The sequence below is a fragment of the Demequina sp. NBRC 110054 genome (assembly GCF_002090115.1).
GTDB lineage: Bacteria > Actinomycetota > Actinomycetes > Actinomycetales > Demequinaceae > Demequina.
On record NZ_BBRK01000006.1, the window covers coordinates 80,832 to 93,240 of the forward strand.

Below are 12,409 nucleotides of genomic sequence, written 5' to 3' on the forward strand. Positions count from 1 at the left end.
CCTTCAGAAGCCTCGATCTACGGTAATCGACGGTGGCGCGAGGCGGAAGGCTCCTAGAGCGACTGCACCCAGTTGCGCAGCAGCGCGAGGCCCGCCTCACCCGACTTCTCGGGGTGGAACTGCGTGGCCATGAGCGGGCCGTTCTCGACCGCCGCGACGAAGCGATCCGACTGCTCCACGGTTCCGGCCTCCGACCACGTGACGAGCGGTGCGCGGAAGCGGCCGGTGTCTTCGGTGGTGCCGAGCGGGAACTTGCGCGCGCCGTAGCTGTGCACGAAGTAGAAGCGCTCGTCGGCGATCCCGTCGAACAGCACGGAGCCCTCGGGCGGCTCGACCTTGGCCCAGCCCATGTTCGGCACGACAGGTACCTGGAGCCGCTCGACGGTGCCGGGCCACTGATCGAGGCCGTCGGTCTCGACGCCGTGCTCAACGCCCTTGGAGAACATCACCTGGAGACCCACGCAGATACCCAGAACCGGGCGTCCTCCGGAGAGGCGGCGGCCGACGATCTGGTCGCCGCGCGCCTCCTTGAGGCCCTCCATGACGGCCGCGAACGCGCCCACACCGGGGACGATGAGGCCGTCGGCATTCATCGCGACGTCGCGGTCGGCGGTCAGGTGCACCTCGGCGCCCACGTGCTCGAGGGCCCTGGTCGCAGAGCGGACGTTGCCGAAGCCGTAATCGAAGACGCAGACGGTGGGGGTGCTCACCCGCGCCAGTCTAGTGGCGGCCGCGGCAGTCGAACGCGGGCCTGCGGCACGGAGGTGGCGCCCGGAACCGGCTCTACTGCGAGAGCCGGCCCTTCGCCTCCTTGGCGACCGCGCGGAGCGACCGGAAGGCCTTCCACTTGGACATGCGCGCATCGGCGACCTTGTCCTCGTGCAGTGCGGCGACCTCGTCGAAGTCCTGGGATCCCGACATCACGGACAGGACCACGCCGGGGGCGTTGTCGAGCGCGAGGCCGGGGGGCAGTGCCTCCCCGCGCGCGCCGGCGCGCCACTCGATCGCCGTGATCTGCCCGTCCTTGCGGTCGAGCACCACGACCGGCATCGTCTTGACGAAGTTGGACACGACCTGGCCCACCTTGGCGGCCATCTCATCCGACGCATCGTCCAGGACTCCGAAGGCACCGCCCGAGGTGAGGATCACGCGGCCCTTGCAGCCGCCCATCGCCATCACGGCGGCGAGGACGCGCTGGTCCCCGACCGGCGTGAAGACGGCGAGGACCTCGGCGTCCGCCACTACAGCGCGCCCTTGGTCGACGGGATGATGCCAGCGATGCGCGGGTCCTCCGTGACGGCGGCGCGCAGCGCGCGGGCGAGCGCCTTGAACTGCGCCTCGACGATGTGGTGCGGGTCGCGGCCCGACAGCACGCGCATGTGCACGCAGATCCCCGCGTGGTGCGCGATCGACTCGAGCGCGTGCGCGGTCAGCGAGCCTGCGAAGTTGCCGCCGATGAGGTGCGTGGCCTGGCCGACGGGCTCTCCCGTGTGCACGAAGTAGGGACGGCCCGACACGTCGACGACGCACTGCGCGAGAGCCTCGTCGAGCGGGACCAGGGCGTCGCCGAAGCGCGAGATGCCTGCCTTGGTGCCGAGCGCCTCCTTGAGCGCCTCGCCGATGCAGATCGCGATGTCCTCGACCGTGTGATGCGAGTCGATGTGCACGTCGCCGGTCGCCTTGACGGTGAGGTTCATGAGCGAGTGCTTGCCGAGCGCCGTGAGCATGTGGTCGTAGAACGGCACGCCGGTGTCGATGTCCGTGACACCGGTCCCGTCCAGATCCAGCTCGACGAGCACCTGCGACTCGCTCGTGGCGCGCTCGATGCGTCCGGTACGGCTCATGCGGTGACCTCCAACAGGGCGCTGCGGAACAGCGCCATCTCCTGCGGCGTGCCGATCGACACGCGCAACCAACCCTCGGGACCCGTGACACGGATCAGCACCCCACGCTCGAGCAGTCCCTCGAACACCTTCTCGCGGTCCTCGAACGGACCGAACAGCGCGAAGTTCGCGTCCGTGTCCGCGACCGTGTAGCCCTGCGCCGTGAGCCACGCGACCGTGTCGTCGCGCTCGGCGCGGATCTCCGCGACCTGGGCCTGGAGCTCTCGCGCGTGCGCGAGCGCGGCGCGGGCCGTCGCCTGCGTGACCGCGCTCAGGTGATACGGCAGACGCACGATCTGGAGCGCGTCGACGATCTCGGCCGATGCCGCGAGATAGCCGAGGCGACCGCCGGCCATCGCGAAGGCCTTGGACATGGTCCGGCTCACGACGAGGTTCGGCTGGGTCGGCAGCAGGCTCAGCGCGCTCGGCACGCCGACGTGGCGGAACTCCGCGTAGGCCTCGTCGACGACGACGAGGCAGCCGGCCTCGACCTTGTCGGCAGCCTCGAGCAGCGCGACCGTGTGGTCGAGCGGCAGGGCCGTGCCCGTCGGGTTGTTCGGGCTCGCGACGATCACCATCGACGGCTGCACCTCGGCGATCGCGGCGACCGCCGCGTCGACGTCGAGCGTGAAGTCGTCCGAGCGCGGGAACGTCACGTACTCGGTGAGGGTGTCGCGCGCATACTCGGGGTACATCGAGTAGGTGGGCGCGAAGCTCAGCACCTTGCGCCCCGGGCCGCCGAAGGCCTGGTGGAGGTGGAGCATCACCTCGTTGGAGCCATTGGCAGCCCACAGGTTCTCGGTCCGCAGGAAGTCCGCGTCGGACTCGGAGGCCAGGTAGGCGGCGAGGTCCCCGCGCAGGCCCTCGGCGTCGCGGTCCGGGTACCGGTTCAGGCTCGAGGCCGCCTTGCGCACCGCCGTCGCGATCGAGTCGACCACCGAGTCCGGGGGCAGGTACGGGTTCTCGTTGACGTTGAGCCGTGCCTCCACGTCCAGCTGCGGGGCGCCGTACGGCTTGAGGCCCTCGAGGTCGGGGCGCAGGGGCAAAGTCATGGCCACGAGTCTAGTGGCGGGACCCGACCGGGCTTGGCACCGCCTGCCACGGCTTCGGTCGCATCGTCCGCGTACCTGGCGCCGCGTCAGCCGATGCTCACGTCGCCCGTGAAGGTGAGCACGAGCAGCACCGCGTTGAGCGCGACGATCGCGGCGACGACGGTCCAGGCCACCGCCTTCGTGCCGACGCCCGCGGCATGCATGCCCATGAGAGAGCGGTCCGAGATGAGCCGCACGAGGGGGATGAGAGCGAACGGGATGCCGATGCTCAGCACCACCTGCGAGATCACGAGCGCCCACGTGGGGCTCACGCCACTGCCGAGGATGATCAGCGCGGGGATCAGCGTGATCGAGCGGCGGACGATGAGCGGGATCCGACGGTGGATGAGGCCGCCCATGATCGCGGAGCCCGCGTAGCAGCCGACGGAGGTCGAGGCGAGGCCCGAGGCGAGCAGCCCGACACCGAAGATCGCGGCGATGACGGGGCCGAGCGCGCCGTCGATCGCGGCGTAGGCGCCCTCGATCGAGTCGGTGCCGTCGACGCCGCGCAGGGCGCCGGCGGCGAGCATGAGCATGCCGATGTTCACGCCGCCCGCGATGATGAGGCTCAGGCCCACGTCCCACTTGGTCGCGTGGAGCAGCTCCTTGAGCCTTCCGTGCCCGTGACCCGAGCCGTGCCGGTCACGCGACAGCGAGCTGTGCAGGTAGATCGCATGCGGCATGACGGTCGCGCCGAGCATCGAGGCGGCGAGCAGCACGGTCGGTGCGCCGTCGAAGCGCGGGACCAGGCCCTCCGCGGCCTCTCCCCACTGCGTGTCGGTGAAGAGCAGACCGACGAGGAAGCCGACCGCGATGATCGCGAGCAGGCCCATGATGACGAACTCGAAGGGGCGCTGGCCGCGGTTCGACTGCACGCGCAGCAGGCCGAGCGAGACGATGCCGACGATCAGGCCACCCAGCACGAGCGGGATGTCGAAGAGCAGGTAGAGCGCGATCGCACCGCCGATGACCTCGGCGAGGTCCGTCGCGGCCGCGACGATCTCGGCCTGCGCCCAGTAGGTGATGCGCGTGCCGCGGCCGAGCCGCTCCCCCAGCAGCTCGGGCAGGCTGCGGCCCGTGACGAGGCCGAGCTTGGCGGACGAGTACTGGATGAAGACCGCCATCGCGTTCGACACGACGAGGACCCACATGAGCAGGTAGCCGTACTCCGCACCCGCGGTGAGGTTCGCCGCGACGTTGCCGGGATCGACGTACGCGATCGCGGCGACGAAGGCCGGGCCGAGCAGCGTGGCGACGCGCCGGATCGGATTCCGCGGACGCGCGTCCTGGCCCTCCTCGCTGGGGGTCAGCGTGCTGGTCATGGGGACCGCCTTCACCTCAGGGACGGACCTCTCGGCCCACCTTGCTCGCAAAGTTCGCCGTGGCGAACTTTCCTTGGACGCCAAGCCTATACGCGCCTCGGCTCGTGTCGCGACGACATGCCGTGGCCCGCCTTCGTGCCTGTCGGACCACCCCCTTAGGCTCGTGCGCATGACCGAGACGCTCACGATGAGGAACGCCGCGGAAGCCGCGCTGCGTGCGCTCGTCGGCCGCGAGGACGCGTCGCTGCGCGCGGATCAGTGGACCGCGATCGAGGCGCTCGTCGCGCGCCGCTCGCGCGCGCTCGTGGTCCAGCGCACGGGCTGGGGCAAGTCCGCGGTGTACTTCGTCGCGACGCGCCTGCTGCGGGACGCGGGCGCCGGGCCCACGATCATCGTCTCCCCGCTGCTCGCCCTCATGCGCGACCAGATCGCAGCGGCCGGGCGTGCGGGGATCAGCGCGGTGACGATCAACTCCGCCAACGTCACCGAGTGGGACGCGGTGCACGAGTCGATCGCCGCCGGCGACGTCGACGTCTTGCTGTGCTCGCCCGAGCGGCTCAACAACCCCCAGTTCCGCGACACGGTGCTGCCGCGTCTCGCGGCGGACGCGGGGCTCGTCGTGATCGACGAGGCGCACTGCATCTCCGACTGGGGGCATGATTTCCGTCCCGACTACCGACGCATCCGGACTCTGCTGGCGAGCCTGCCGTCGGGCATCCCCGTGCTCGCAACCACGGCGACCGCCAACGCGCGCGTGACCGACGACGTCGCGGAGCAGCTCGGCGTGACCGGAGACTCCGCGTCCGCGGAGGTGCTCGTGCTGCGCGGACCGCTCGACCGGGAGTCGCTCCATCTCGCGGTGCTCGACCTGCCCGACCCCGCGGCGCGCGTCGCCTGGCTCGCGCAGTCGCTCGGCTCACTCGAGGGCTCGGGCATCGTGTACTGCCTCACCGTCTCCGCCGCCGAGGAGGTCGCGTCGCAGCTGCGTGCCGCGGGGCTCGCCGTCGGCGCGTACACGGGCCGCACCGACCCGGCCGAGCGCGAGCAGCTCGAGCAGGACCTCAAGGACAACCGGGTGAAGGCGCTCGTGGCGACGTCCGCGCTCGGGATGGGTTTCGACAAGCCCGACCTCGCCTTCGTCGTGCACCTTGGCGCGCCCTCGTCCCCGATCGCCTACTACCAGCAGGTGGGCCGCGCGGGTCGTGGCGTCGACCGCGCCGTCGTCGCCCTGCTTCCCGGGCGCGAGGACCGCGCGATCTGGGACTGGTTCGGCTCTCAGGCCTTCCCTCCCGAGGACACCGTGCGCGCGACCCTCGCGGCGCTGAACGCGGAGAGTCCCACGAGCGTCCCCGCGCTCGAGACCGCGGTGGAGCTCAGCCGCTCCCGGCTCGAGGCGATGCTCAAGGTGCTCGACGTCGACGGCGCGGTGCGCCGGGTCCAGGGAGGCTGGATCGCGACGGGCGCCCCCTGGAGCTACGACGCCGAGCGCTACGCCAAGGTCGCCGCGACCCGCGAAGCCGAGCAGCGGACCATGCTCGCGTATCAGCGCGCCGAACGCTGCCGGATGGCCTTCCTGCGCGAGGTGCTCGACGATCCCGAGCTTGCACCCGGCTGGGCGTGCGGGCGATGCGACGTCTGCGGTGGAGTGGCGCTTCCCGAGGCACCGACCGAGGAGTCCGTGTCCCGCGCGCAGGAGGCGCTCAACGTGGTCGGCGTCGAGGTCGTCGCTCGCCGACAGTGGCCCAGCGGCATGCAGACGCTCGGCGTCAATCTGCGTGGACGCATCGCCCCTGAGGAGCAGGCGTCGCCCGGTCGTGCCATCGCGAGGCTCGACGGCCTCGGCTGGTCGGGGATGCTGCGCGACCTTTTCGCCGCGCGTTCCGAGGACGGGACGCCCGTTGACGCCGAGCTGCCGGTGCCGCTTCGCCATGCGGCCGTGCAGGTGCTCGACGAGTGGCCCGACCGAGGCCGGATCAACGGCGTCGTCGGCATCGATTCGACCACCCGCCCGGCGATGATGAGCCACCTGCCAGCGGGGCTCGCCCGCTACCTCGGCGTTCCCGTGCTCGGCACCGTGAGGCCCGCGCCCGGACGCGAGGAGCCCACGCGGCACGACGTGAACTCCGCGCAGCGGCTCGCGGCCGTCGCCGCGAGGCTGCGGTGGGAGCCGGCCGCGGAGACATCGGTCGGGGGCGCGCGCGTGCTCCTGGTCGACGATCAGACCGAGTCCGGATGGACGCTCACGGTCGCGGCCCGCGAGCTGCGGCTCGCGGGCGCGCAGGAGGTGCTGCCGTTCGTGCTCGGAGTGCGCTGACCTCCTCGTGCCGGCGGACCGCAAGGCTCTTGATGGAGCGGCCCACGAGACACGCAGAGGGGCACCGTCCGAAGACGATGCCCCTCCACTGACTCGGTCCGCGCTAGCTGACCTTGGTGAACTTGTTGCAGCCGTTGACCTCGATGAAGTCGTACGCCGAGTCCAATTGCAGGTAGATGGTGCCGGAGCGGGTGAAGCTCTGGAAGTCGGGGTCGTAGAGGTTCGCGGTCAACGTCGCGCCGTCCGGGTCCTTCCAGAAGGTCATCTCGCAGCCGCTGTTGCCCGTCGACTTGTACGTTCCGGCCTTGACGTCGACACCCACGCCGAACATGCCGTCGCCCGGCATGGTGCTGCGCTTGAGTCCGGTCCCGTCGTAGCGGATCCATCCACCGCAACCCTCGCCCTCCACAGGAACCGCCACAGCGAGCCTGAAGGGATCCGTCGAGCTCGACTGCGTCACGTACGTGATCTTGCCGGCGGTGATGACGGTCTTGTCAGACGCGCTGATTGAGATCATCCGCCTTCCGCTGCCAGTGTTGGTTCCACCCGTCCAACGGTTGCCCGTCTTGCGGGTCCATTCGCAGTACTCCGTCTCCGACGCCGTGTAGTAGATGCCGGGCTGCACATCGACGCCGACCTCCCATGTGCCGTTGCCCTGCATGACGAGCGGGCGCTTCCTGATCTCCGCCGTCAGCGCGGAGGTTCGCGTCGTCGTGACATAGCCATCCTTGACGTAGGTCACCCTGACCGAGATCCTGCGGCCCGCGTCGACGTTCTTGAGCCCGTATCGCGCGCTGGTCGCACCCTTGATCGCGTTCCCGTTGCGCAGCCACTGGTAGGTGATCTTCGTGCTGCCCGGAGTGACCGTACCCAGCCGCACGGACAGTCGGTTACCGGCCCTGGTGGTGCCCGTGAGCACGGGCTTGGTTGCCTCAATATGACCCTTGCGCACCTTGTCGGTCGCGCCGGAGGTCCTGGACTTCGCGAGGTAGCCGGGCTTGTGCCCTGTCACTGTCACCGTGATCTTGTGACCGAGGTCGTTCACGGTAAGCCTGCGAGTCTTGCCGGTGGCTCCCTTGATGGCCACGCCGTCACGGTTCCACTGATACGTGTACGACTTCACGCCCGGCGACCACTCGCCCACCGAGGCCTTGAGCACCTGACCCACCCGCACGGTGCCGCTGATCTTCGGCGCCTTCGACGCGGTGAACACACGTTTGACCTTCGACGTCGCGTTCGCGATCGACTTCTGCGTGACGTAGCCGGGCGCACTCTGCACGACCTTCACCGACATGCGGTGCCCGGCGTCGGCTGACCTGAGCGTGTAGGTCGAGGACGTCGCCCCCGAGATCGCGACCCCGTCGCGGCGCCACTGCACCGTGTACGGCCCCGAGGCGGGGACCTTCGCCTTGAGGGTCTTGCCGACCACGAGCGAGCCCGACAGCGACGTCGAGAACTCCTCGAACGTCGCCTTCTGCACCGTCACGGCCGCGGTCTCCAGCGTCGTGTCCGCATAGCCGTCCTGATGACCGGCCACCGAGAGCACCAACGACTTCAGCGCATCCTCCGCGACCACGTCATACGTCTGCGTCGTGCCGACGACCACGCCCGCGACGCTCCACTCGTAGTCGTACGTCGCCGCCGCATTGTCCGTCACCGCGGTCAGCGTCTCCCCGACCTGCACCACGCCAGAGACCTCCGGCGAGAACGCCACCGGATCCAGCTCGACCGCCTGGGCGGCCGTCGTCAACGTCAACGCCGCGACGATCGCCGCCGCGACAGCCATGAGACCACGCCCGGATCGACGTGGCGCGCGTGCGAATGAATGCATCAATCCCCCTCAGTAGACAGGCACCCCGGAGGGCACTAGGGAAGATAGTGGTGGGATCGCGAAGTTTTGCGAAGGGACGCCCGGCGCAAATGGATTACGAAGTGATAACGATCCCTCTCGAGACGGCACGGGCCGCCTCGCTGCGGACGTGCCACGCACCTGACCTCGTCGTGCGCGGAGAAGCACAGAGGGGCACCGTCCGAAGACGATGCCCCTCTGATGGCCCGGTCAGCGCTAGCTGACCTTGGTCCACTTGTTGCAGCCCAGCACCTCGACGAACTCGGCACCCGCATCCAGGAACAGGTAGACCTTGCCGTCGTACTCGTCGCTCTCGACGATGTCGGCGATGTCACCCGACGGGGCGTCCAGGATCGCGACGTAGCACCCGTCGTTACCGGTGGACTGGTACGTTCCGGTGCGCACGTCCACGCCTACCTTGAACACCCCGCTGCCGGGCAGGCCGCTGCGCTTGAGCCCGGTGCCGTCGAAGCGGATCCAGCCACCGCAGCCGTAGGTGTAGACGTACTCGTCGCCAGAGTCGATCTGCATCATCCGACGCCCGGTGCCCCAGTCACCGCCGGCGACCGCGTCCTCGTACGAGCCGGACATGTCGTCCCACCGCTCCCACGTGCAGGACTCCGTCGGAGAGGCCGAGTAGTACAGGCCGGGCTTCACGTCGACCCCGACCTTCCAGGCACCGTTGCCTCGCATGACCTGGTTGCGCTTCGCGATCTTCGCGGTCTCGACGGAGGTCCGCGTCTTGGTGACGTAGCCGTCCCTCGCGTAGGTCACCTCGACCGAGAGGGTCTTTCCCGCGTCGACGTTCTTGAGAGCGAAGGTCGCCTCGGTGGCACCGCTCACCGCCTTGCCGTTGCGGTACCACTGGTAGGAGAGCGACACGTTCCCCGGCGTGATCCGCCACGCGTAGTCCTCGACGGTGAGCCGCTTGCCTGCCTTGCGGGTGCCGGCGATCGTGGGCCTCGGAGCGCTGATGATTCCCTTGCGCACCTTGTCCGTGCCAGCCGACGTGCGCGACTTCGGCGCATAGCCGGGCTTGTATCCGGTGACGGTCACCGTGATCTCCGCACCCAGGTCGTTGACCGTGAGCTTGCGCGTCCTCTTCGTGGCGCCTGTGATCGCCTCACCGTCCCGCTTCCACTGGTACGTGTAGGAACGCACCGTCGGCGACCAGTCAACGACGTCCGCGGTGAGGACCTTGCCGACCCTCGCGGTGCCACGGATCTGCGGTGCCTTCGACGCGGTGAACACGCGCTTGACCTTGCCCGCTGCGTTCGCGATCGACTTCTGCGTGACGTAGCCGGGCGCGCTCTGCACGACCTTCACCGACATGCGGTGGCCGATGTCAGCGCTCTTCATCGTGTAGGTCGCGGACGTCGCCCCCGAGATCGCGACCCCGTCGCGGCGCCACTGCACGGTGTAGGGCCCCGAGGCGGGGACCTTCGCCTTGAGGGTCTTGCCGACCACGAGCGAGCCCGACAGCGACGTCGAGAACTCCTCGAACGTGGCCTTCTGCACCGTCACGGCCGCGGTCTCCAGCGTCGTGTCCGCATAGCCGTCCTGATGCCCGGTCACCGAGAGCACCAACGACTTCAGCGCATCATCCGCGACTACGTCATACGTCTGCGCCGTGCCGACGACGGCGTCGTCGACCATCCACGCGTAGTCGTACGTCGCCTCGGCGTTGTCCATCACGGCCGTCAGGGTCTCCCCCACCTGCACCACGCCAGAGACCTCCGGCGAGAACGCCACCGGATCCAGCTCGACCGCCTGGGCGGCCGTCGTCAACGTCAACGCCGCGACGATCGCCGCCGCGACAGCCATGAGACCACGCCCGAATCGACGTGGCGCGTCTGCGAATGAATGCATCAATCCCCCTCAGTAGACAGGCACCCCGGAGGGCGCTAAGGAAGATCCTGGCGGGATCGCGAAGTTTTGCGAAGGGACGCCCGGCGCGAATGGATTACGAAGTGATAACGAACACTATCCACGCGGCGCGCACCGTGCACGGTTCGCGAGAGCCGGGCGCTTCAGCCCCGCTCGAGACGCGCAGCGATCGCCTCTCCGTGCGCCGGAAGGTCCTCGGCGTTCGCGAGCGCGATCACCTTGCGGCCTACCTCGGCCAGCGCGCCGGCGTCGTACTCGATGACCGACACCGCCTTGAGGAAGCTCACGACGTTCAGGCCCGACGCGAAGCGCGCGGTGCCACCCGTGGGCAGCACGTGGTTCGAGCCGGCGAGGTAGTCACCGAGCGGCACCGGGCTGTGCGGACCGACGAAGATCGCGCCCGCGTTGCGGATGCGCCCGGCGACCTCGGCTGCGTCGCGCGTGTGGATCTCGAGGTGCTCCGCGCCGTACGCGTCGGCGACCTGGATGGACTGCTCGAGGCTGCCCGTGAGGATCACGGCCGACTGGATGCCCGTGAGGGCCTCCTTGGTGCGCGCGACGTGCTTGGTCGCCTGGGCCCTCGCGAGCAGCGCCGTCTCGACGCGCTCGGCGAGGTCCGCGTCGTCGGTGATGAGGACCGAGCCCGCCATCGGGTCGTGCTCGGCCTGGCTGAGCAGGTCCGCGGCGACGTAGTCCGCGTCAGCGGAGTCGTCCGCGACGATCGCGATCTCAGTCGGGCCGGCCTCCGAGTCGATGCCGACGACGCCGTTGACCGCGCGCTTCGCGGCGGCCACGTAGACGTTTCCCGGGCCCGTGATGACGTCGACCGGCTCGCACAGCACCGATCCGTCCGCGGCCTCGGCGCCGTAGGCCAGCATGCCGACCGCCTGGGCGCCTCCGACCGCGTAGACCTCGTCAACGCCGAGCAGCGCGCATGCCGCGAGGATCGTCGGGTGCACCGAGCCTCCGAACTCACGCTGCGGCGGGCTCGTGACGGCGATCGCCTTCACGCCCGCGGACTGCGCCGCGACCACGTTCATGACGACCGAGCTCGGGTAGACGGCGAGCCCGCCGGGCACGTACAGGCCGACGCGTCCGACCGGGATCCACCGCTGCGACACGGTCGCACCGGGCGCGAGCTCGACCTTCACGGGCGGCGGGACCGTCGCGACGTGGAAGGCGCGCACGCGCGTGATCGCCTCCTCGAGCCCCTCGCGGACGGCGGGGTCGAGAGTCGTCAGCGCGTCCTCGATCTCCGCGGCCGGGACGCGCAGCGACGAAGGCACCGCACCGTCGAAGCGCTCGCCGTACTCGCGCAGCGCATGCTCGCCTCGCTCGCGCACGTCGGCGAGGATCGGCAGGACGGTCTGGAGCGCGGCGGCGACGTCCACCTCCGCGCGGGGAACCACCTCGAGCAGCTCGCGGGTGGTGAGGTCGCGGTCACGCAGGTCGATACGGCTGAGCATGAGGTCAGCCTAGTGGCGCGGCGTGCCGCGTCCGGGCCCCGAGGCTCTCTGTCTTGCCGGGCATCGCCCGCTGCCGGCGGACGCCCCTAGTCCTGTCCGGAGACCGGGTTGACGTGCTCCGACAGCGACAGCAGGTTGCCCTCGGTGTCATGGAACCAGGCGACGCGGTCGCCGTTCGGGGCCGTCCACACGTCGGAGCCCTCGGCCGAGCCGAGATGCTCGAAGCGCACGTCCTCCGCGACGAGCCGAGCGACCTCGGCCTCGATGTCCCGCACCTCCCAGCCCAGGACCGTGAAGGGCTGCGGCGAGAAGTCGCGGGGCTCGACGATCCTGACCATCGTGCCGCCCATCTCGCACACCGCGGCGAAGCCATCGTCCTCCACGAGTCTCGCCCCGAGCACCTCGGTGTAGAACTCGACCGCGCGAGGCTGATCCTCGGCCGGCACGAAGGCGATCACGGGCCATCCGCTCATGGCTCCTCCTCTCGGGCGGACCCCGAGGACGAGCCGACGACACGCGCGAGGCACGCTGAAGCGGGCGTGCCGCCCCGGAGCCGCCACCACGTCGTCGGGGTCATACCTCGACGCTAGCGCGCCG

At 69.8% G+C, this 12,409-nt stretch carries 10 protein-coding genes; 1 reads left to right on the forward strand and 9 read right to left on the reverse strand.

The features are described from left to right. Positions 1 to 53: 53 nt before the first annotated feature. From hisH to B7K23_RS13095, 5 genes are all read right to left on the reverse strand, one after another. Positions 54 to 719 carry an imidazole glycerol phosphate synthase subunit HisH gene (gene hisH / locus B7K23_RS13075; RefSeq protein WP_375730886.1) on the reverse strand — a complete coding sequence of 222 codons (666 nt, stop codon included), beginning with the start codon at positions 717 to 719 and terminating at the stop codon, positions 54 to 56. A gap of 64 nt (positions 720 to 783) precedes the next feature. Further along, the gene (locus B7K23_RS13080) at positions 784 to 1,242 is read right to left on the reverse strand and encodes a hypothetical protein (protein ID WP_084127043.1); all 459 of its coding nucleotides are present in this window, start codon (positions 1,240 to 1,242) and stop codon (positions 784 to 786) included. Next, entirely contained in the window at positions 1,242 to 1,844 is a 603-nt protein-coding gene (gene hisB, locus B7K23_RS13085) for an imidazoleglycerol-phosphate dehydratase HisB (RefSeq protein ID WP_084127045.1), read from the reverse strand. The genes B7K23_RS13080 and hisB overlap by 1 nt, the downstream gene beginning before the upstream one ends. Next, positions 1,841 to 2,935, reverse strand: a complete 1,095-nt coding sequence (locus B7K23_RS13090) for a histidinol-phosphate transaminase (RefSeq protein ID WP_084127047.1) — start codon at positions 2,933 to 2,935, stop codon at positions 1,841 to 1,843. The genes hisB and B7K23_RS13090 overlap by 4 nt, the downstream gene beginning before the upstream one ends. Positions 2,936 to 3,021: 86 nt before the next feature. Next, positions 3,022 to 4,296 (reverse strand): Nramp family divalent metal transporter, encoded by a 1,275-nt coding sequence (locus B7K23_RS13095; protein ID WP_084127548.1) that lies wholly within the window; start codon positions 4,294 to 4,296, stop codon positions 3,022 to 3,024. A 169-nt stretch (positions 4,297 to 4,465) separates the two neighbouring features. Here B7K23_RS13095 and B7K23_RS13100 point away from each other — a divergent pair, with 169 nt between their 5' ends. Further along, entirely contained in the window at positions 4,466 to 6,610 is a 2,145-nt protein-coding gene (locus tag B7K23_RS13100) for a RecQ family ATP-dependent DNA helicase (protein WP_084127049.1), read from the forward strand. 103 nt (positions 6,611 to 6,713) lie between these two features. Here the strand turns inward: B7K23_RS13100 and B7K23_RS13105 are convergent, their stop codons facing one another. From B7K23_RS13105 to B7K23_RS13120, 4 genes are all read right to left on the reverse strand, one after another. Further along, entirely contained in the window at positions 6,714 to 8,396 is a 1,683-nt protein-coding gene (locus tag B7K23_RS13105; RefSeq protein WP_084127051.1) for a hypothetical protein, read from the reverse strand. Positions 8,397 to 8,675: 279 nt separating this feature from the next. Continuing rightward, positions 8,676 to 10,283 carry a hypothetical protein gene (locus B7K23_RS13110; protein WP_084127053.1) on the reverse strand — a complete coding sequence of 536 codons (1,608 nt, stop codon included), beginning with the start codon at positions 10,281 to 10,283 and terminating at the stop codon, positions 8,676 to 8,678. Between the two features lie 206 nt (positions 10,284 to 10,489). Next, positions 10,490 to 11,812 (reverse strand): histidinol dehydrogenase, encoded by a 1,323-nt coding sequence (gene hisD, locus B7K23_RS13115; RefSeq protein ID WP_084127055.1) that lies wholly within the window; start codon positions 11,810 to 11,812, stop codon positions 10,490 to 10,492. An 86-nt stretch (positions 11,813 to 11,898) separates the two neighbouring features. Continuing rightward, positions 11,899 to 12,285, reverse strand: a complete 387-nt coding sequence (locus B7K23_RS13120; RefSeq protein ID WP_084127057.1) for a VOC family protein — start codon at positions 12,283 to 12,285, stop codon at positions 11,899 to 11,901. Positions 12,286 to 12,409 lie beyond the last annotated feature (124 nt).